At 31.3% G+C, this 22,623-nt stretch carries 20 protein-coding genes; 11 read left to right on the forward strand and 9 right to left on the reverse strand.

Annotated elements, in window-relative coordinates; translation table 11 throughout:
- Positions 1-248: 248 nt before the first annotated feature.
- The 5 genes from BJG89_RS13470 to mbcS form a co-directional block, all read right to left on the reverse strand.
- Positions 249-617 carry a Na-translocating system protein MpsC family protein gene (locus BJG89_RS13470; protein WP_096811074.1) on the reverse strand — a complete coding sequence of 123 codons (369 nt, stop codon included), beginning with the start codon at positions 615-617 and terminating at the stop codon, positions 249-251.
- A gap of 179 nt (positions 618-796) precedes the next feature.
- Positions 797-3,403, reverse strand: a complete 2,607-nt coding sequence (locus BJG89_RS13475; protein WP_096811075.1) for a DUF2309 domain-containing protein — start codon at positions 3,401-3,403, stop codon at positions 797-799.
- A 1-nt stretch (position 3,404) separates the two neighbouring features.
- Positions 3,405-4,931: an NADH dehydrogenase subunit 5 gene (locus tag BJG89_RS13480; RefSeq protein WP_418347396.1), complete on the reverse strand. Its 1,527-nt coding sequence runs from the start codon at positions 4,929-4,931 to the stop codon at positions 3,405-3,407.
- A 424-nt stretch (positions 4,932-5,355) separates the two neighbouring features.
- The gene (locus BJG89_RS13485) at positions 5,356-5,982 is read right to left on the reverse strand and encodes an ABC-2 transporter permease (RefSeq protein WP_096811077.1); all 627 of its coding nucleotides are present in this window, start codon (positions 5,980-5,982) and stop codon (positions 5,356-5,358) included.
- A 371-nt stretch (positions 5,983-6,353) separates the two neighbouring features.
- Positions 6,354-7,931 (reverse strand): acyl-CoA synthetase MbcS, encoded by a 1,578-nt coding sequence (mbcS, locus tag BJG89_RS13490; protein ID WP_096811078.1) that lies wholly within the window; start codon positions 7,929-7,931, stop codon positions 6,354-6,356.
- 279 nt (positions 7,932-8,210) lie between these two features.
- On the opposite strand from mbcS, the gene BJG89_RS13495 reads away from it, so the two are divergent.
- The 6 genes from BJG89_RS13495 (at position 8,211) to BJG89_RS13520 (ending at position 14,931) form a co-directional block, all read left to right on the forward strand.
- A complete protein-coding gene (locus tag BJG89_RS13495) occupies positions 8,211-9,110 on the forward strand; it encodes a DUF5996 family protein (RefSeq protein WP_096811079.1) in 900 nt (299 codons plus the stop codon).
- A 489-nt stretch (positions 9,111-9,599) separates the two neighbouring features.
- Positions 9,600-11,003 (forward strand): MDR family MFS transporter, encoded by a 1,404-nt coding sequence (locus BJG89_RS13500; protein ID WP_096811080.1) that lies wholly within the window; start codon positions 9,600-9,602, stop codon positions 11,001-11,003.
- A gap of 290 nt (positions 11,004-11,293) precedes the next feature.
- Positions 11,294-11,563, forward strand: a complete 270-nt coding sequence (locus BJG89_RS13505; RefSeq protein ID WP_096811081.1) for a YrhK family protein — start codon at positions 11,294-11,296, stop codon at positions 11,561-11,563.
- Positions 11,564-11,927: 364 nt separating this feature from the next.
- The gene (locus BJG89_RS13510; protein WP_096811082.1) at positions 11,928-12,179 is read left to right on the forward strand and encodes a hypothetical protein; all 252 of its coding nucleotides are present in this window, start codon (positions 11,928-11,930) and stop codon (positions 12,177-12,179) included.
- Positions 12,180-12,516: 337 nt separating this feature from the next.
- Positions 12,517-13,374, forward strand: a complete 858-nt coding sequence (locus BJG89_RS13515; RefSeq protein WP_096811083.1) for an ABC transporter substrate-binding protein — start codon at positions 12,517-12,519, stop codon at positions 13,372-13,374.
- 1,008 nt (positions 13,375-14,382) lie between these two features.
- Positions 14,383-14,931, forward strand: a complete 549-nt coding sequence (locus BJG89_RS13520) for a DUF1541 domain-containing protein (RefSeq protein ID WP_096811084.1) — start codon at positions 14,383-14,385, stop codon at positions 14,929-14,931.
- Positions 14,932-15,046: 115 nt separating this feature from the next.
- On the opposite strand, the gene BJG89_RS14645 is transcribed toward BJG89_RS13520, so the two are convergent.
- Both BJG89_RS14645 and BJG89_RS14650 read right to left on the reverse strand, forming a co-directional pair.
- A complete protein-coding gene (locus tag BJG89_RS14645; protein WP_198401685.1) occupies positions 15,047-15,553 on the reverse strand; it encodes a hypothetical protein in 507 nt (168 codons plus the stop codon).
- Between the two features lie 415 nt (positions 15,554-15,968).
- Entirely contained in the window at positions 15,969-17,039 is a 1,071-nt protein-coding gene (locus BJG89_RS14650) for a P-loop NTPase fold protein (protein WP_198401687.1), read from the reverse strand.
- A gap of 567 nt (positions 17,040-17,606) precedes the next feature.
- On the opposite strand from BJG89_RS14650, the gene BJG89_RS13530 reads away from it, so the two are divergent.
- Positions 17,607-18,035, forward strand: coding sequence for a DUF805 domain-containing protein (locus tag BJG89_RS13530; protein ID WP_242693736.1), 429 nt, complete (start codon positions 17,607-17,609; stop codon positions 18,033-18,035).
- Between the two features lie 752 nt (positions 18,036-18,787).
- Here BJG89_RS13530 and BJG89_RS13535 read toward each other — a convergent pair.
- Both BJG89_RS13535 and BJG89_RS13540 read right to left on the reverse strand, forming a co-directional pair.
- Entirely contained in the window at positions 18,788-19,189 is a 402-nt protein-coding gene (locus tag BJG89_RS13535; RefSeq protein ID WP_096811086.1) for a type II toxin-antitoxin system death-on-curing family toxin, read from the reverse strand.
- Positions 19,190-19,244: 55 nt separating this feature from the next.
- Complete coding sequence (locus tag BJG89_RS13540; RefSeq protein WP_096811087.1) at positions 19,245-19,487, reverse strand: AbrB/MazE/SpoVT family DNA-binding domain-containing protein; 243 nt, start codon at positions 19,485-19,487, stop codon at positions 19,245-19,247.
- Between the two features lie 544 nt (positions 19,488-20,031).
- Between BJG89_RS13540 and BJG89_RS13545 the strand changes: the two genes are divergently transcribed.
- From BJG89_RS13545 to BJG89_RS13565, 4 genes are all read left to right on the forward strand, one after another.
- A complete protein-coding gene (locus BJG89_RS13545; protein ID WP_096811088.1) occupies positions 20,032-20,724 on the forward strand; it encodes an ABC transporter ATP-binding protein in 693 nt (230 codons plus the stop codon).
- A gap of 2 nt (positions 20,725-20,726) precedes the next feature.
- Positions 20,727-21,500, forward strand: a complete 774-nt coding sequence (locus BJG89_RS13550) for a DUF2705 family protein (protein WP_096811089.1) — start codon at positions 20,727-20,729, stop codon at positions 21,498-21,500.
- Positions 21,501-21,769: 269 nt separating this feature from the next.
- The gene (locus BJG89_RS13555) at positions 21,770-22,030 is read left to right on the forward strand and encodes a hypothetical protein (protein ID WP_096811090.1); all 261 of its coding nucleotides are present in this window, start codon (positions 21,770-21,772) and stop codon (positions 22,028-22,030) included.
- 284 nt (positions 22,031-22,314) lie between these two features.
- Positions 22,315-22,554, forward strand: coding sequence for a DUF3923 family protein (locus BJG89_RS13565; protein ID WP_096811092.1), 240 nt, complete (start codon positions 22,315-22,317; stop codon positions 22,552-22,554).
- Positions 22,555-22,623: the final 69 nt, after the last annotated feature.

The following is a 22,623-nucleotide window of genomic DNA, read 5'->3' on the forward strand; positions in this document are numbered from 1 at the left end:
AGGATAGCCATCTTTTAACAAACGATACTTCTGATTTCAATAGGTTATGAGTGCCTACTGACCCTTACATCAGTAGGTACTCTATTTTTGAGACTAACAATAAAAATGAGCCTAGGCAGCTTTTATGCCTTAGGCTCATTTTTATTGTTAGCAGTAATGAACTTGAATGAAACTATACTTGTACCAACAACCATCTGTTACTACATCCTATTATACAAAATTTCAAAACACTAAATTTGATAACGGATTTATTCAGCAATTTTTTTCTCAAGATTGTTGAAAAGTTTAAATATCATGACACGTTCACCTGTTTTAGAACTTAAATCAGTGTGAAAACCTTTAACTTCTTCACCAGTAATCGAGTAAATAATATCATCGAGTGCTTCAATACCAGATTCTACTAATTTTGATCTTGTACGTTTAATTGTTAATAATCCTTCATGCGTTTCGCAAACTTTATATTCAGCTTGTGTCAAAACGCCTTGTAAACTCACAATAATCATATCACGTAAAATATCTGTTTTTACAGAAAGCGAACCACGACCAAGGAAATCTTTTTCCCATTGTGTAATTGCTTTACTGATTTCAGACTCATAGGCACCTTTGGTTGTTTTCATGTCGTATGCATCTCCCATAGAATCAGAATGTCTTATCACATTATTTTAATAATGCTAACATTATCATTTTTGCATGTATTTCTCCATACTTATGCGCAATTACCAAGAAATTAATCTATCTAGTTGCCTTAACCATTCACTTATCTGCCACCATATCATTTTAAAATCATCTTGATAAATTAATTTAATGGCCAATCATGCCATTGACCAAATGCATCTATACTTGCTAATTTAACCCATCTGTTTAATACTTTTTGATAAAAATCATGATTATCGTTTAATATCTGTCTAATAAAATCATCCGGTGCTTGAACGACAATAAGGAGTCTGATAGGTGAATGATACATTTCATTATCTGCTGACATCACAGATTGCCAAGGTAGACCTGTCAATAAATCACTCGCATTGCCTTGCATCACGCCTATACCAGCTGTGATTGTTTGTGTCGTCTTACTGCCACTACCGTAGTAGTGAGGCGCTACTGTTGAAGCGTAGTATTGTAAATTAATCCATTGTGCTACAGTAGCTGGTCCACTAATTATATTAGCTAATATACTACCGTCACTATCTTGCTTCCAATCATAATTGTGTAAAAAAGATCGCCCTTTTAAATCACTATGTTTAGTTAAGTCACGTTGACCAATGATAAATGAAGCGTTTCTTGCTAACCCCCACTCAGGTCTAATTTCGCTCCAATCATTTGTTAAGCGATGTACTTCTTTTAAAGGGTCTTTTTTAAACAAATGATTGTCTGGCAAAGCTTTCAAACGCTGCTCGTTTGCTCTATAGCTAATATCAGGCATAGCTGCTTGTATTTGATTAAAAGCATTTTGCGCAGTTTCAGATAAATTAGGCGTATATATCCAATCTAACTCATCGATAGAAGTTTGATGTTCTGCTGCTACAAAAACAGTATCTTCTGGGATAACGATGCCTTCAGTTAATAAGGATGCCCTTACTTCTGGTAAATTACATAATTGCGCCAATACTTTTGCATTAAATCCACTTGCTGCACCGCCACACGCCCCACAGTCTAACGAGGAAGCATAGGGATTGTTCGCACTTTGACTTCCATGGCCACATAACACCACTAACGGCGCAAAATGAGAAGTCAGTCCCATTAAACGCAACGCCTGATGCACATAATCTACTTTCTCTTTTTCTGTAAAACCAACTGGCATACCTTCTTCAGTATGGTTACAATGTTGCAATGATAATGTTGTATCATTTGGTTTTTGTAACCAACCCGCGTAAAATTTTCTAATTAATTTACCAACAGGTCTGGGTGTAAAACTACGTGAAAACATTTGAAGGGTTAACCAAGGTCCACTTAATTCTGGTAATAGCAAACTAGGCAAAGCGTTTTGCTTCATTTTCTTAAATGTATACGTTATTGATTTAAGTATATGCTGATGTTGGCGAAAAGTAGTAGGTTCTTTTTCGTGTGTGTACTCTTTAATTTTATGTTGAGGCTGGTTCATCACAGGTAAAGAAGGATGACTATGTTCACTTCCTAACGCTTCCTTTGCAATAGGCAAAACAAAGAAGCCTGCAATACCAATTGTCTCAAATGGCCCCGCCGCTTCTATTTGCTGACGGAAAGGTTCTGAACGCACATCGATACAAAATGCCATTTGCACTTGTGTTGTGTGCTGTTTGTGCTCAACGTTTTGCTCCGATTCAACAGCGGTTTTTAACTGTTTTTCATAAGTTGCTTCCCAAGCTTCTAGTAACAATTTTTTACAAATTTGCGTTTCAAAATGGATCGCAAAATCAATATACACCTTTTGTTGAGATACGGATAACTGGTCCCATTGTTCAGTTGTAAACAGATCGGTATGAATCCAATTTTCCCTAAATTCATCAACTGAATATTCAAATTCATAATTTGGCTCTGTTGCAGGCAAATAAGGTTGAACGATAGCCCATTCTAAGCCAACACGAATCGCTAAATAGGCTAATAGCAATTGATATTCAGTGTGATGATATTCATCTTGCCATAGCATCATGCCAGCCCACCCAGGCAACGCTAATAAATGATTTTCTAAATAGGATTGTATCTGGCCCTCCGACACTCCTAATGCTTCTAAACATACTTCAAGTAAATCTTCAGCATTATCTGGTAAAGTCTTCAGACGTGTACGCTGTTTTTTAGATAACGCAGGATCATGTTGAACAAGGCATCTCCATGCAACAAACAACCCTTGGTCACGGTTGGGCATTGTCCAACCCGATTGAGCATCGTCAACGTACAATTTACACCATTTAATCACATGATAATCTACTATATCTATTAATTTTTTATCGTTTTTATCAGTGATATACGTACTCACTAATGATGTTGTATTCATGTCATCTGTTTTATTTAATGCATTCGTACGATGGTTTGCTATGTCTTGACTTTCTGAAACACGATTCAATACTGTTAAGTGGGCTAAATCTAGAGATTTTCTAGCATAAGTTTCAACGTGATTTTTAGCTATGGAAGGGTTTATTTGTTTTAACCACTGTTGTAACTTAAGTTCAATCTCACGGTCATCTATTTCATTACGCTCATATGCCTGTTTAAATGTATTAAATGTTGGATAAATATCTACGTCACGTACTTTTTTCAACCATTGTGCAATATTTTCAAATGTATATTGCTCTAAATTGGCCCATGGGTTTCTTGCAGCAAATACTGAAATAGGCGATAAAGGCACAATGACCCTGCTTGCTTCAGAGATGATATGATTGATATCATCCGTATATTGGTTTTGGTTTGTTATGACTTTATTCATTCCCATTTTAGCGGCCTCCTTTTGATAAATAAGACTTAAGATAATTAGGATGACGTTCAACTGTTTCAGCTTTTGCATCACCTAAACGCACAATCCACATATATAAAATTGAAAATGCTACAGTAGAACGATTGTGTGCCACCCATGTACTAATTAAACTACCTAACAATAAAATAAGCGCTACAAGAATCACGATAATTGTAGGAGGTTGCGCACTATGCAATGTCATTGTATATAATGCATCAGCAAAATAATGATGGACTAAGAAGTATACACCACCGACAACAATTAATACTGTCAAACCGACAACACGCCCTAAACGACCTTCTCCAAACGCAACTAACTGCGTCCACGATACAGATAACGACCAAGCTAAGATAAGGCCACTCACAAGGCGGTAACCTTCTTCTGGCGCGCTTAACCAAAAGCCTAATCCAATAACGATTGCTAAAATACGCCCACTTACAATCCATACATAAGACATTCTTTCATTTGCACGACTTGGCACACTAAAATGGCGTACCGCTGATCCAGAACGAAGGAATAATGTAGCTTTGAATAAACCATGTAAAATTAAATGAATAATAGCTGGAACATATGCCCCCAGAGCACATTGGATAAGCATAAAACCCATTTGGCCAATCGTTGATCCTACTAGTAAACGCTTATAATCCACATGTATTAAGCTTATACCTGCACCTAACAATACCGAAACACTTGCAAAAAACAATAAAATAATAGCTGCTATATCGCCGCTAAAGATTGGTGAAAATTTTGTTAACATGATACCCCCAGCGTTAACGATACCAGCATGCATAATAGCAGAAACTGGCGTCGGTGCGGCTACTGACTCGATTAGCCAACGTTGGAAAGGCCATTGCGCCGCTGGAATCATAACTGCTAAAACAATGAGTAAATTAACGCCGAATTGACCCCAGCTGCTTATAATAGATAAATGTGTCTCATCTAGCGCAGTAGAATAATGCCATTCCCCTGTCAATATACCAATCCATAATACTGCTAAAAGTAACGCTACCCAGCTTAATAAAAATAATTTTGCTGTCACCTTAGCTGCAATACGTGTCACTTGCCATGCATTTGTCAATCTAATTAATAGCGTAAGCCCTAATAATGTGATTCCCCAACAAACTACCATGATTCTCATGTCTGCAGTCAACCAAGCTAATGCCGCAAAAGTAGTCGTAAAAGTAAATAAAGTGAAATATTTTTTATAACTTTTATCTCCTGCCAAATAGCGAATACAATAGCGTTGAATAACCAAACCGATGACTAAAACAAAGCCTGCCATTAACCATGACAATACATCCGAACGCCATACACCTACTTCTACATTTTTCTGTGAAAAAATAAGACCTAAACATGCAACTAAAGCTGGTAATGCTACAAAATAAATATGTATACGTGCATATTTAGGTGTGATTTTTTTGATTAAGAAAAAGAGACTACTCAAAATAGAAACAATTAATGTTATAAATAGCAATGCTAACAATGCATTCGTATTAATTATGATCATCACGCTACCTCCTTTGATACAACTTCTAAATTTACATCAGCGCAAAATGTCCATTTGCATAATCGTTGGGATTTACATTTTCCATAGAAAAAGCCGACAATTAATAACAAATCGATATTGATTCATTATTATTGTCGGCTTCATTACAACTCACATCATTTTGTGTTTTGCGCTGCTACCTATTAAATATTTATTTATGTTGAAGTTCATTTTTTAATGTCGTACTGTGAGACGTACAATTCTTAATTTCCACTGATATTCATACACTTTTTCAATTTACCAATACAGTTCAATTAGCAACTTGCTAAAGCATGATTTACGTAGAAAACAGAGAATAATATGCCTAACATTTTAGTTTTCAATATTAATAAGATATAACGATTATTCGTGTTTGTCAAGAAAGACTACATGTTACTATGTTGTTTTACAATGCTTTATGTTTAAACACATGTTTAGAAGTAATAAACGAAAGCAACATAACGATTAAACCGAACACTGCAAATGTGCCACCATACCAAAGATTTTTACTGACTTCACTTATCATATCCCCTGAGCCAGAGAATAAGGCTAATAAGCCAAAATAGTAAACGAAAAATACAATCACTACTATAATAGAAACAATCATAAAGATTACATTAGATTTTTCAGCACCTATTTTAAAAGTAAACGGGGAAATAAGTGAATATAATGCAATAAATCCAATGCCCAGCATTGCAGAATTAATGCCTGTAACGATACTATCTGCCACAATAGCATTGATTACAAGGGACACGATCATACCCATGAGTGCCAATATACTGTAAAAAGCAAAGTGACTTGCCACATAAGTATTTCGACTATAAGGTAACGTTGACACAAAATACATCCATTTTGAATCCTTTTCATCCTTTAAATTATCTGTTGCTGGAGAAACTAAAAAGATCATAGGCATAAAACTAGCGATTAACGGATTGGAAAATGAGAAAAATAAACAAATTGGAATACTTAATAACAAATATGTATAAATGGATTTTTTATTCGTAAAATAATAACTCATTAAGTAACCTTTCATACTAACTCTCCTCTCATTAATATTTTCGTCGCGTCATCAATTTGTTCTATAGATTGTGCTATATCTATTTCATCTTTGTTATTGATCAGTGCTTTACCTGAGCCTTTATGTATACGATAAGCTATAACAGCACTTTGATTTACATCAAATTGCCCCTCTTCAAAAGTAACAACGCCATAATCGTTTTATATGCTTATTTACAATATATTAACAAAGTTATAGTTTTTATATACGTCATAACGAAATATATAAATCCAACCATCTGATGATATGAACCATTAACAAAAAATCCCGACGCACTATTAAACAGTATGCCGGGATTTTTCTATTGCTATTCTACTTAAATGTTTCCTTCATAAACTAGAATTAAATTATAAATACTTCGCTTTTTCCGCTTCTCTTAGCTCAATACGTCTTATTTTGCCAGAGTTGGTCTTAGGCAAGTCTTCAACAAACTCAATTGCTCTTGGGTATTTATAAGGTGCAACGTCTTGTTTAACAAAATTTTGTAATTCATTGATTACACTTTCGTCCCCAGTAATGTGATCTTGCAAAATCACAAATGCTTTGACGATATTTCCTCTGATTTCATGTGGACTAGCTACTACTGCACATTCTTTAACGTATGGATGTTTTGTAAGTGAATCTTCAACTTCAAACGGCCCAATTGTATAACCAGAACTGATAATAATGTCATCTTTTCTACCTTCGAACCAGAAGTAACCATCTTCATCTAATTTCGCTAAATCACCAGTAATAAAGTATTCACCAATTTGTGGCTCAGCAGTACGTGCTTCGTCTTTATAATAACCTTTAAACAAAGCAGGTAAATCTAACGGCACTGCGATATTCCCTACTTCATTTGGTTGTGCAGGGTTACCATCATCATCTATAACTGTAACGTAACTACCAGGAATGCCTTTACCCATTGATCCAGGGCGTCCTTCGGTGTCTTTTAAGAATCCGATCAACAATGTGCTTTCTGTCTGACCATAACCATCTCTAACTGTTAAATTAAAGTTTTGTTTGAATTTATCAACAACTTCTTTGTTTAATGGTTCACCTGCAGATACGGCACTATGCAAATGTACTAGTTTATAATTTGTTAGATTGGGTGACTTAGCCATTAAACGATATTCTGTTGGTGTACAACATAATACATTGATGTCGTATGTTTCTAGTAATTCAAGATATGTCTCTGCATTAAATTTACCGTTATAGACAAATGCTGTCGCACCTGATCCTAAAATTGATAAAAATGGGCTCCATACCCATTTTTGCCAACCTGGCGCTGCAGTTGCCCAGACCGTATCATCTTCTACAATACTTAGCCAATGTTTAGGCGCCATTTGTAAATGCGCGTATCCCCAACCATGAGAGTGCACAACTGCTTTTGGATTTCCTGTAGTACCTGAAGTATATGATAATAAAGCAATATCTTCTTTTGAAGTTGCTTCAATTGTAAGCTCATCTGAAGCTTCAGCTTGTTCGTCTTCAACGTTTATCCAATTTTCTACTTTGTCACCAACAATAAATTTAAGTAATGACTCATATTCTTTAACATCCTTAAATTCTTCAACGCTGTCACTGGTAGCTAAAATTGCTTTTACTTCACCATGCGTAATCCGATATTGCAAATCTTTAGTGCGCAACATTTCAGAACTAGGGACGATAATAATACCTAATTTTAATGCTGCTAGATAAACTTCATATGTCTTAATTGCACGTGGCAACATAACTAATAATTTGTCACCTTTTTTTAAACCATATTTTAAAAACATATGTCCAATTTTATTAGCATTATTAATAAGTTGGGTATATGTCGTATCTTCTTCTTTACCACTTTGATCCCTGAAAATAATTGCTTTTTTTGATGGATTGGTTGCATATTTCTCAATTTCACTAACTATATTGTATTTTTCTGGAGCAATTAGATCTGCTTTATTCATTTGTTACTCTCCTTAAATCGATCATTAATTTTGTAATATGCGATGTAATATGAAATTACATTGGTTCTGATTATTCTGAAAATAAAAACGCATGAGTATGCCTTTCTAACAGAACAAAAAGTTATTACATATCTACTTAGCTTATATACCTAAATCATTTTAACATTATAACAAATGATAATCTAATTTACTTCATCTAAGCATTTGTCGTATTGGTTTCATACTTGTATTTTGTGGTAAGACATTTATAGCAAAAACTTTATTAGGTGGTGCGGCATTATGAAGATTAAAGATTGGGAAAATGAAAAAGATACACTACACTTATTATCACAGATTTTGGGGAAATATAAATTAGAAGCAAATTACCAAGAACCTCAATGGTCTCACGTCACTCTTAATATAAATGTTCAAGGCTTTTCTACAGGTATGTTAAATTATAAGACACATACCTTCTCACTAGAAGTTAATTTATTACAACATCAAATTGAAATAGTAGTTGACCAACACATAAATGATATCGATTTAGAAAATGGAAAAACAATACAATTTTATTACAACCAAATTGAAACGATTTTAAACCAATTAGGTATTAACTTAAAAATCAATACGCTGCCCCAAGAAGTAACTCATCCAATTCCGTTTGAAAAAGACGATACACATCATCACTATGAACCTAAAATAGCTGAAAAAGCTTTAGATTTAATGAAATTTGCCTATCATGCTGAAGCGAATTTTATTAACAGCTTAAGAGTAAGAAAATCAAAACCGGGGTTATTCTGGGGAACTTTTGATATTTCATGCATTATTGTAAAAGATAAAGCTGCACCGTTTGAAGATGATTCTAAAGTCATTGAACGCGCAGCCTTCGATGAAGAAATGATTGAATTTGGTTTCTGGTTTGGTGATGAACAGTTTGAAGGTCCAACATGTTTTGTTTTACCTTACCCTTTTGCAGACCAATCGTTTAACGCAGATCATCATTTCCCGGAAAATAGTTATTTCGATAAACAATTAATGGAATTTATTTTTGAGCACGCCCATCACCATCATGTTGATACTATTACTCAATTTTTCAAAGCATCTTATTTAAAATTTGCAGATTTTTTAAATTGGACAAATATCGATTATGCATTTACGCCTTTAAAAATGAAACCCAATTACTTAGATGATAAATCGTGACGCCTGAGTAACTTTAACTATGAGATGCATCTTAGAAACATAAACTTAAAGTAATATGCTCTTTTAAAATATTACACTAGATAGCAGCAAACTTTCTCAAAAATAAATCTATAACAGTATTTTAAAAAACTTATTCTTTTAAAGTGATAGCCAGTTATACATGCGTCTTAGTCCATGCAGTCATTTATGAAGGTAATCAGCATGGTACTTGTATTTTTTCTAGTTATTCTTGCTGGAGCGGGCCCCGAAACTATTTGGGAAAATATGGTTTCTCTCCCGCTTCCTTCTTTATATATAATTTTTTTACATACATCAACTGCTGTTAAATAACCAATTCGAATTGTATTGCAATATAAGCAATGTACTTACATGCATATTTAAATACAATGATAAATAAATTTTAAAAAAGTAAGTTCAACCTTTAGCTTTAACATACGACAAGTGATATAATGTTTTGATGTGTAATTTGTTAAGAAAGAAGTGAGTATATTGACAGAAACCGGAACATTTCATATTGAAAAAAGAATCCCTCTGTTTATAGTTCTATTGTCAGGGGCTTTTATAACTATTTTAAACCAAACTTTACTTGGTACAGCGTTGCCACCCATTATGAAAGACCTTCAAGTATCAGAAAGTACAGTTCAATGGTTACAATCTATATTTATGTTAGTAAACGGGATTATGATTCCTGTCACTGCATTTTTAATTGAGCGCTTTACATCGAGGCAACTATTCTTAACTGCAATGAGTATCTTTGCAGCAGGTACGCTACTCTGTGCTATTGGAATTGATTTTTCAATGCTATTAATTGGGCGTGTCCTTCAAGCTGCGGGCGCAGGTATTATGATGCCGCTTATGCAAACTATTCTATTTTTAACTTTCCCTAAAGAAAAACGCGGTACAGCAATGGGTCTATTCGGACTTGTTATCGCATTTGCTCCAGCAATTGGACCTACCTTATCTGGTATATTAGTTGAACACCTATCTTGGAGAAGTGTCTTCTATGTAGTATTCCCTATCGCGATTATTATTATTATCGCTTCCATTTTCTTATTAAAAAATGTTACAGAAACAACGCATCCAAAATTAGATATTGCTTCAGTTATCTTATCTACGCTAGGTTTTGGCGGATTACTATATAGTTTCAGTTCTGTTGGTGAAGCAGGTTGGGGAAGTATTCAATTTATTGTACCTATCATTGTTGGTGTCGTTTCACTCGTTATATTTATTCGCCGTCAATTAAATTTAAAAGAACCAATGCTCGAGTTTAGAGTGTTTAGTTACGGTATTTACACATTAGGTACTGTACTAAGTATGTTTGTATTCGGCGTATTAATCGCAACGAACATCATCTTACCACTATACATGCAGAATATGTTAGAATTCTCTGCATTAGAATCTGGTTTAGTATTACTTCCAGGGGCAATCATTATGGGTATGATGAACCCTATTACTGGTTATCTCTTCGATAAATTTGGTGGCAAGTGGCTCGCTCGTATTGGCTTATTTGTATTAGTTATTTCAACATTACCATTTACAGTGTTAACAGAACATACAAGCTTTACGTATCTTGCTACTTCAAATGCATTCAGAATGATTTCAATCGCTATGGTTATGATGCCTATGACTACATTAGCAATCAACCAATTACCAAACGATTTGATCGCACATGGTACAGCGATGAACAACACATTTAGACAAATGGCTGGTGCAATTGGTACAGCAATTTTCATTACTATGATGTCTGTTTCAGCAATACCTTCAGAAGGTATGGTTGGTATGATTCATGGTGTAAACGTCACATTCATTACTGCTACAATTATTTCAGTTATTGCACTGCTATTATCATTTAAACTTTCTGATGACAGTAAGCCAAAACGTCGTACATTATAATTCATAATAGTTATCAAAACCTCGTAAACTAAAATGTTTACGAGGTTTTTCTGTAACATAATACACCAAGGGTTTATTCATAGTAATAATAAGGTTATCATCCACCCTTATCCCAAATTGTTTTGCTTTAATTAGGAACGGGTAACTATATACTAGCTCTTGACATAATTTTTCGTTTTACACTTGCTACTGTTAGTCGTCTATTTTGCACTAACAGTAGTTTTTATTTTATCTTGCTATGTTACGCTTTCTAGTGGATAGGTTATACAACCATTTAGAGGTGATACTACATGGATGAAAACACAAAAAAAGAATTAGAGTTTACATTTCTAGGCTTTGATATAAAAATTGACGCTTTCTATAAACTTCTTTATCAAATCAACGATATCCTGTTAGCCTTATGCTTTATCATTGGTAGTTTTTTATTTTTTAGTGAATCCACTACTTTCTATGGCACTGTACTATTTGTCATTGGTAGCTTTGAATTATTAATTAGACCTATCATAACTATTATTAGAGATATCCATATATATAAAGTTAAGAAAGATAAAAATTTATAAGTTTGAGTTGTTTTCTGCTAAATAGATAATGCTGTATACACTCTTTACTAAATTTACTCTAATAGGGAGGCATTGATTAGAAACTCATTGCTAGATAAATTTATGAAAAATTTAATTACGCAATTTTCAACAATGGTTTCAAGACGAAAAATGAAACCACAGGCAGATGCGCATCAAATATTAAAACAACTAAAAATAAACTGAAAACAGTTATATTTTTAGTGAGCAGGATTATTGCTACTCCCACGGTATATTATTACACTGTAAGAATAATAAGAAAACGAAAAAAGTTAATACCAGACACATTCGATAAAAATTGAAAATCAGCAAAACAAATAAAAAGCACACAAGTGGAATATCTAAAATGATAGAATCAGGTGATATAATGAAAAAAGTTTTGGTTAAATATGACGAATTAGTCCCTAAAGCAGCAGAACTGACAATTAAAGAAACTGAAAATCGTTTTAATGATTTAGTCCCTGAGCAAGTTTCAGATGCCGAGGAATTTATGGGAAAAACGACTGACGCCTTTCTAGATCATTACGAAGCAGTATTTCGCAAAAATTTACACGATCTTGTACTAGTGTCTCTCAACGAGCAACTTAATGAATCATAACTTTTAAAATGATACACTTTGGCGAAAATGCTTGAAACCAAAAATAGCATTTATCAATCACATGCATTGTGTGACATTAAGCGTTTAGAATATAAATATATTTACCTAAAGTACAAACGTCAATTTCTATATTATTTCAATAGACATTGACGTTTGCTTTGCTTTCATAAATCTAAGTGTCTTTTAGTTCGGCTAAATAAATGCATTCTTTATTACTGACTAATACTATAATTCAGCTAACAAACCATTTTTACTTTTATATAATAAAAATAGCCTATGTTTCATGTAATAACTACGTGGAATATTAATACTATGAGTACCTAAAGGAGGTAATACGATGACTTTCGAATTTAAACATGATGTAGGAACTACTGAATTACCAGAAAATATTAATTCAGCAGTAGCTTTAGAATTTTCATTCGTTGATGCATTAGTAGCTTTAGATATAGACATTAAAGGTATTGCTGATGATAATGATAGTACGAATTTAATATCACCAATAAAAGAAGAAGTCGTTGACTATGTCTCAGTAGGTACACGTGTTGATCCAGATTTTGAATCAATTCGTTCTGCTGCCCCACAACTTATTATCGGAGATGCTGATCGCCATGACGATATATATAATGAATTAAGCGAGATAGCTCCTACGATTTTATTTAGAAGCTTTGACGCTGGTTACCAAGAATCATTAGAAGTATTCCAACGTATTGGTACAGCAGTTAGTAAATCTAAAGAGGCCAAAGAACGCTTAGATAGTCACAAAGATTTAATAAATAACTATAACAATCAAATTGATATAGATAAAAATAAAGAAACCCTAGCAGTTGTAATTTCTGAACAAGGTGTGACTGCACATTCAGATAAAACATATGTGGGTGAATTTTTAAATAAATTAGGTTTCAAAAACGCACTTAACGAAAAAATTGCTGATAAATTACCAGCATATAGAGAATCAGATTATTTAGAAATGTCATATGAACAACTTGCTAATGTTAATCCAGAAAGATTAATTGTTATGGTTGAAAATGATGATGATGAAGACTTAAACAAATTACAAAATAGTAATCAATGGGACGATCTTGACGCTGTAAAAAATAACAGAGTGCATTTTGTAAATAGAGATGAATGGGCTAAATTACGTGGTTTAGTAGCTTCTGAAGATATGATTGAAACTTTAGCTAACCTCAAAGAATAATCAGCATTTATACCGGCGTTAAAATATCAAAAACTTTATCCTTTTACCTTCCAACTGCTGTGATGTTAAATATATTTAACGAAAATAAGTATTCTCTTATTCACACCCCTCACTACTGCGAGTAGCGAGGGGATTTTTATTGGTTTGGCCTAATGTCGCCTAATTTTTATTTCATTTACTATGCCAATAAGTAGACGCATCATAACACAATCAATGATGATTGACGCTTTAATGCGAACGAAAATGAGCATCCTTTTATACCTCTTTCTTTAAATCAACTTGGCGCTCGAGAAATAGGTGATTTCATTATTATAACGTCTGTAAACATCTGAGTGTGCCCACTCCCAGCAATCGATTGTGTTAACTAAAAACAAACAATTCCATGGTTTATTTTGCTGTTTAATTACTTGATGGTTACATATAATGATTATTGGCATTACAGCTCTAACCATAGTTCAAAAGGATAAATCACTATGTGGCTGTTTATGTTTATAATTTTTATGTATATTATTTTATTTCTAAATGACTAAAACACTTCTTTTAAAAAGAGGTGTTTTTTTATAAATTATAATCATCATTTCACTCAATATAGTTCTTTATATTTAAACGGTTTATATAATCTTCTTGGATACCGACTAATTACTAGTTTTATTAATATAAGAAAAGCGAAATCTTTATACCCGTGTAGGGTATATGTTATACTCTCATTATCTTATAAATATCTTTAAAAATTAAAATTCAGGAGGTTTATTGTGTCGAATAACTGAAACCCCCATAGTCAACATGAATGTGGGCAACGTTATCGTAATAAATACGATGAGGAAAATAACTCAAAATTTACGTGTGCTACAGGATATAACGTGGTTATCGCTCCTCTTATGTCCGATATATCAGCTTTTATTAGTTTGATATTACCACAGCCTGCAGGCGCAATTATTAATATCTTTAAGCACGATACTCATAGTAATTAACGCTTTTACATTAAAATAAACGAAGGAGTTTTTAAATATGATGAAAGAATTGAGCTTTATTATATTAGCATCAGGTTTAGTATTATCAGCTTGTTCCAATGATAATGAAAAAGAAAAACAAGAGTCTAAAGACCAACAACAAGAAGAACATATGGCACATAAAAGCGAAAGTAAAGCTCCAAATGGTATAAAGACTACAGATGATGGTAAGTTTAAAAAAGGTGATGAAGTTACTATTACAGCAGGACACATGCCTGGTATGAAAAATGCCGAAGCTACCGTAAAAGGCGCTTACAAGACATATGCTTATGTCGTAAGCTACACACCTACAAATGGGGATGAAAAGGTTAATAATCATAAATGGGTTGTTAATGAAGAAGTTGCCAACGCCCCTGAAAGCGGACTCAAAAAAGGCGATACAGTTAAGTTAGAAGCTGATCACATGCCTGGTATGAAAGGTGCAAAGGCTAAAATAGATGATGTAAAAAACACCACCGTTTATATGGTAGACTATGAATCCACGGAAAATGACGAAGTGGTTAAAAATCATAAATGGATGACAAGCGACGAACTCAAATCACGTTAAACATGTTACTAACATTTATAAATTAACTATTTAAGATTATACTTTTAAAAATGGATTGTTAAACCAACAATATAACATTTGCTTTTGTCACTTTACTTAGTATGTGTGGGTAATTTTAGCTAACAAATGAGAAATTCTTGCAACATATGCTCCAAAATTCAGCTCCGAAAAGATTTCTTAAATTAGAAATCTTCACGGGGCTTATTTTATATTCCTTTCCTCTCTGACCACAGGTATTTAGCTTTATCCTTGTATTTTCTCTTATGTTCGACAGAGTACCTTGTAATGTATCAAAATTATATTTAACGATTTTATCCTTATTTTGAGCTTCTATTTGTTTTATATTATTAATAAATCGTTCAATATTATCCAAAGTTTCTATAAATATATCTGTTCTATTGTAAATATATCTATTTAAATAAATAATTTTAGCATTATTTCCGAGAAGTTCTTTTTCTATATCGCTTATATAACTATTAAATATAGTGAAAATATCTACGTTTTTTATTTCTTTATACTGCATTTCTAACTCGCTTCTTTTTTTTCGCTCTTCATTTAATATAGCTTCAATATACTGTTGGTATATCCCTTGTTTTTTCATATATATTTTTTGTTGCTTCATCAATTTTTCAGATAATTCATTTTTATATTCTATTAGTTCAGGGTTTTGTGGAAAGTGAAAGTTTATTAGCTTTAATAAATCTTCTCCTTCTATACTATCACTTATTTGTAGTTCATAATTTTCAAGTAAATAATCTTCTAATTCATCTATTTCTTTTCATTTAAAGTTACTATGCCATTTAGGCATAATTCTTTAAGTTTCATATAAATGTTGAGACGATAACCAAATGAATATCTACCACCTTTTATTATATCAATTGCTTCACTTTCTTTACCTTTAACTTTATCCTCACTATACAACATAAAATTTCTTAATATATACAGTACGTCTTCCTCTGCATTTTTTTCACTAAAATTATCGTTTAGCTTTTTTTGATATTCTTCTATATCTAAAACACCTTCAAAAATATAATTGTTTAATTCCCTTGAAAAAAAGGCATATTTTTTGCAATTTCATTTTCTTGAAAATATTTTTGGTAAATTTCTTCTTCAGGTGATGGTTTTTTATCTTTCTTAGAGTTTATAAAAGTAAACCCATTAGGAACTTTCATATCTTTGAATTTTTCTTGATTGTCAATTACATTATCTCTATTTATATTATGCAATATAAATAGAGAAGTAAATAAAGACATACGTGTATTCACGTGTTCTTTATTACAATTTTCTAATTGATCATATATATTTTTAAAATCTGTTATTACCAAATTTAACGTCCTAAGATTTAATACATTTGCTTTAGACGTGGACAAGGGTGAAACCTGAATTAATTCTATTAAATCTTGAATTTCATTTTCATTAAAATAACTTTTTCTCAAATCATTATTTAATATTTTCTTTCCTACTTCTAAATTACTTGGAAACTTTAAATTTCTACTGATTACCTTCTCCCAATAATTTTTCATCTCATTTTTATTTTCACTCGTTATTGCTTCTTTATTACCAATTATAATAACTTTACAGTTAAAGCTGTCTAATAAAACATTGCGTATAAACCCTAAAAATTCTTTTAAACTGATTCCATCATTTAATCTTTCTATATCGTCTATTATAAAGACGACTCGTCCTCCATTATTATTGAACTTATCCTTAATTTTATCACGTGCTTTTGATTCTAAATAATCATCTATTGAAGCAGTTATATTTTCAGTATTCAAAAACTTTACTTCAAACATTTTAAAAATATTACTAATTCCTTGTTTTAAGTTTTCGCTAATTACATCATCATCTACATAGCTCAAAATTTTTGTAACAATTATTTCTTTTATTTCTTTCAAACTATGCTTGCCATATACGCTAATATATTCTTTCTTATAACATTTCTTATCGTGGATTTCTTGAATTTCATCATTATCTTCTCCTACTTTATTTAAGAAATAATCATGCTCAAAGAAATGTGTTTTACCTGTTCCCCATCCTCCATCAACAAACACTGCAAAATTTTCATCTTTCTCTATATAATTTGTTATAGCTTCTTTAAATTTTTCCATTCGTTCACTTCCGTTTATATAATTTTATAAAAAATTACCAGCTTTTATAAAAAGCAGTTAAGGTTTAAATGTGCTAAGGATATAAAAATTCCAATTATTTTGTATATTATGTTCTCAACTCAATAATAACCACTTCTATTAACTCAACCTAGTAAATTTTATATAAATTATTCTTTATGTTACACTCATACTCATTAATTAAAAATATGGTTCGTCATATGCAAGCCTTACTGTCGTCTAAAGCAAAGTAGGGTTTAATTTTTTATATCCTTTCTCTATTTGGAATATAATATTTTGAGTAATAGCAATCACATTTTGGATCGCATCGTTTTATGTTTCTGAACTATGATATTTTACCACTATATTTGGGATAATTATTATAGTAAATATATCTATGTACCCTTGGTTTAATGATCTACCTATAGGCAATAATAATGATTTCAGAGCTTTTATTTGGTTAATAATGAATATTTCGGTCAATGTTTTCAAATAAAATTTAGCCTTTTTATGATCAAGTTTGTTAAAAAGGAGTGATCAATCATCTTATATTACTACAAATTATTTTGGATGAATGGGTTAAATCTAAAAGGGAGGTCAAGACGTAAAGAATTTTGGTACCCAGAACTAATGACATTTATTATTTCTTTAGTGGCTTCTGTTTTAAACTATATAATACCTATACCTTCCATTTTAGCTATAATTATTTATTGGATTTTTACAATAGCTACATATATCGCAAATTTTTCTGTATCAGTTCGACGGTTTCATGATTTAGGTATGTCTATGCTTTTCCCTATAATATTTTTTATTTTTGGTATAATACTAGGTGTCACTAATAACTATATAGCTGAAATAAATACAGGCTCGTTCTTGTATACTTTATTTGTCATTATCGGGGTTATATACATAGTAATGTGTATTATATCTTTAGCTATTTGTTGTACTAATGGTTCCAAAAAAGAAAATAAATATGGTAAGGACCCTAAAGAAATATAACCTATCAAACCCAATATAGCTAAAAGTATAAGTATTGCGTTATCATACAATCTAAACACTTCTTAGGTTTATGTTATAGGTAATACTTATTTTTTTAATTATTATACTTTTTGCTTAATTTACAAAATCTCAATAAAAATTACCCCCGCCCCCACATCTTTCAATTCTTGCGGGGTGAGGGGGTATTAGGATTTGTTTATGTTTGTATCTGTATTTTCTCTTATGATTTTCATAACGCCTTAGTGGCTATAAACAAAAGTATCTCTCTTGATTCTTTTTAAAAATCTTCAACTAACGTTTCTTCAATTTGCCTTTAACTTTATCTACTATGTTTTTTTAACTACTTTTTCTCGCTTTGCTCTTGTATATCTTTAAGTGTTATCTTCACTTTTGCTTCTGGCAAAAGCTTTATATCTTTTGTCTCTTCTTTAAATTTTCCAAATTATCTTTTATATACAAATTCTGTAAATCCCGAAGGTCTGCTGTCTTACTAATATATGTTTTAATAGTTGCTGATTTAAATTCACGAAATTTATGAGATACGTCTTTAATTCTTTTATAATAATCTAACTCACTCATTTTATATTTTTATGAGACTCTTCTATACGAAAAATAATTTCCTTTTACATTATCTATATTCTCTAAATTCCTTCCAGAACTTCACTTTCTATTACTATTATTAATTAAATTGACTATACATTAGTAACCTGTATAGTCAAAACATATTTACGGGGATATGCAACGCCCGATAATCAATCCTTTTCATTCATTAGTGTTATATACTTTTTAATCCATTGCTTAATGTCTGCTTCCTGTAAGTCGTCTGTAGCAATTTTAACCATATAGTCGGCCACTTCTTCATTACTAGCATTAAACTGATATCCATTCATCTTAAGGAAAACAACCAATGTCATTAAAGCTGTTCTTTTATTACCATTGTAAAACACATGTTTTTGTACTAAATTTCTAACTAAGTTAGCTGCTTTCAGTTCTAAAGTGGGGTACTGTTCTTCACCAAATACACATTGCTTAGGTGCGTTAACTAGCATATTTAAAGCATTTGGTTCTTTTACGCCTATTTGCTCATTAGGGCTATATTTATTAATAACATATACATTTAGTGTGATAATGTCTTTTTCTGTTAAATACTGCATATGCTGTCCTCCAGTAGTCTTTATCATTCATCTACATCTACGTATTAACCTGCTGCTATCTATTCACTAAATCTTTTAAAGCACTATCATACTGATTACTTACTTGATCGGCCATGCTTAAAATATCCATTTCGTTACTATCCGTTTTAACTGCTTCTAATACCACTTGACCATTCTCAACGTTAAATGCGATTTTTTGTCCCTCATTAATATCTAAAGCTTGTATTACTTCCTCTGGTATTGTTAGAACCTTGCTATTGCCAATTTTTCTAAGTTTTCTTGTGTTAGTTACTGCCATATTGGTTATCCCCTTCCGAAATCGTATTTCCTAATATATCTTTGTATATCTTTCACTATATATCATGCGCTATCTTTTGTAAATAAAATCATTTAGCTTTAATTCATTAATCACTTTAGCTTCAAAAGCTTCTTTATAAATAAAATTCCTATATACATTACCTGTCGGACGTTCTATATACATGTTATATAAATACATCTCTTTATCTAAACTAACAAACTCTTTTTAACAATTATCAGTATCTTTCTCAATTTCTCCAAGTATTAATACGTTATTTCAGCTTTCATAAATAAAATTATTTATGAAACTACAAGCCTAGTAACAAATCAGCAATAGTCGCTACAATTAAATGCATAAGCTACCTCCTATTTATAAAATTCAACATACTTACTTAAAATAAAAACAATTTATTTCTAATATGTTGGACCACTATAATTATATTTCTCTTTTAAAAAAAATATATTATTCTTATAAAAATACTATTTCTTTTAATCACTATTTTTGTTAACCTTTAATCGGCGTAAAAAATTTAGGAGGTTACATTTTGGAACTTTTATCTATGGAAAATATTAGTAAAAAAATCAAACGAAAACGCATTTTGAAAGACATCACATTTTCACTTGAAAAGGGACATATTATAGGTTTGGTTGGCGGAAATGGTGCTGGTAAAACCACATTAATGAAAGTTATTTTAGGACTTTCTAACTATCAATCTGGTACTTTGAAAAATCATATCAGTACTAATCAGAACGATATAGGAGCGTTGATTGAAGCTCCTGGATTATACCCATTTTTAACAGGTTATGAAAACATGAAATTAATCGATGAAGACCCCGATAATAAAAATATAAATCTTATTATCGAAAAACTAAAAATGGAAGACTTTATACATAACAAAGCAAAAACCTATTCTTTAGGTATGAAACAAAAATTAGGTATTGCGCTTGCTTTCTTAAACCATCCACAACTCGTTGTATTAGACGAGCCTATGAATGGATTAGATCCTCGGGCTGTAAAAGATGTGAGAGAAGCAATTATTAACTTAAGGGAACAAGGTGTTACTTTCCTTATATCTAGTCACATATTAAGTGAACTTGTTAAAGTGACTGACTCACTCTTGATTATCGATAAAGGGGAAATTGTTAGAGAAACTACAATGGATGAATTGAATCAAACAGATGAAAATGATTTAGAAAATGTACTTCTTAATATTATTGACCGTAAGGAGAAAGCCTAACCATGACAACACTCGTAAAACAAGAACTATTTAAAATGTTCAAGAAAAAATCATCTATCATTATTCCAATCCTTATTTTTATTTTAATGATTGGGTTAGCAGTACTAAGTAAAAATTACCCTGATATTATGGGGTCAAAATCACTATTCAAACAAGGTTATAGTTCATTTTCTTGGATTTTCTTTCTCATGATTATACAAGCAAGTACGATAATTACAATGGAATTTCATTATGGTACAATTAAAAATTTATTATATCGAAATTATTCTAGAACAAGCATTATCATAAGTAAGTTTATATCATTATTTATTTATTCACTTATTATATTTGTGATTAGTATTATCATTTCTTTAGTTATCAATTTAACTATGTTCTCTGACATTAATATTTTAAAACAAACGGGTGATAACCTATCCCTTTTACAAGAAATGTTATTAACTGCATTAGGTAATTATGTTGGCATGTGGTTATTACTAAGCTTAACGCTACTTATCTCTTGTATATTCAAAAGTCCTGGCGTTTCTATTGCGATTGGCATTATCTTTTATTTCGCTATTTCTATTGTTTCTGGCATATTATTTGCATTAATTAATCAATGGGAATGGTTAAAATGGTTGCCTATTAATATGTTGAACTTAAGTTCTCAAATTATAGATAATGAAATGATGAAATCATTTACTAAACTGGAATTGCATGAATTATTTATTGGCAATATTGTTTATATTGTAGTTTTCTTAGCTCTAGTTATCCTCGTTTTCAAAAAGAAAAACGTCTAATTTTGGCACCGAAATTATAGTATAACTAAACACGCTCTTAGCACTATTAAGAGCGTGTTTTTTTAATAAAAAGGTTAATAAAACATAAATTAAGATTAATTTTAAAGATAACTTATTTTAGTATAAGGATTATTATTTTGTTTTCTTAGCTTACTGATACAGAGATACTTTAGATAATATATGGTTTATTGTCTTTTTGATGATTGCATTATTGTTTTTAACCTTGCAACTGATTATTTTGCATCTAAACAGAAATGAGGAATTAAATAATGGCTAATAAAGAAGAAAAAGTAACGCATCCTAAGGCAAAATCACTTGGTATCATAGGCAACATTCTGGGATGTTTGACTATTGTAATATACTCACTGAAATCAACTTTTAGTATTCCTAATTTAGAAAATACAGCTCTTATTACAGCTTTTTTGACATTTATATCGTATTTTATTGGAAACATTATATTAAAATCCGCCATAGGAATGATTGCTAGTTCTATACTGACTTTTTATTTAATTATCATACTTTTAACTTAATTTACAAAATCACAAAGGAGCGTTATATATGTTTGAAGCTAAAAAGAATACGATAAAATCCATGCTAATACTCGTATGGTGTTTTATTTACACTGCTACTGATATGTATAACAAAATGAACTTATTTATCCTTATCATAATTGCTATTGTATGCGGTTTAGCCATCCATTACATAGTTGATTTTATCTTTAATCAAATAGATCAATTTTAAAAATAAGAGATGAATATTGAAAAAATTAATAAGTTATCCTGAATTCAAATTTTTAAAAATGGAGGTGAATAAAATGAAAATTTCTTGGATTTTTTGGTGGATCATAAGTGCTATTGAAGTTTTAAGTTTTATAGGATTCTCAATTTTACTCTGGATGAGAGATATAGATGCTAGCGGAACAATACAAACGACGCAATTAAAGTGGGCTAATATAGCTGTTTTAGGTTTTGCTTTTTTATTTCCATTTGCAATACAAGTAGCATGGTTAATCACTAATTTAGTCTTATCAAAAAACAAATTAAATCAGTCTTAGATTAAGAAAAAAACGGTCATATCAACAACCAATCGAATTTAATACCTTTGAATTATTTCTGTATATAGT

It is taken from the genome of Staphylococcus nepalensis, assembly GCF_002442935.1.
GTDB classification, from domain to species: Bacteria; Bacillota; Bacilli; order Staphylococcales; family Staphylococcaceae; genus Staphylococcus; species Staphylococcus nepalensis.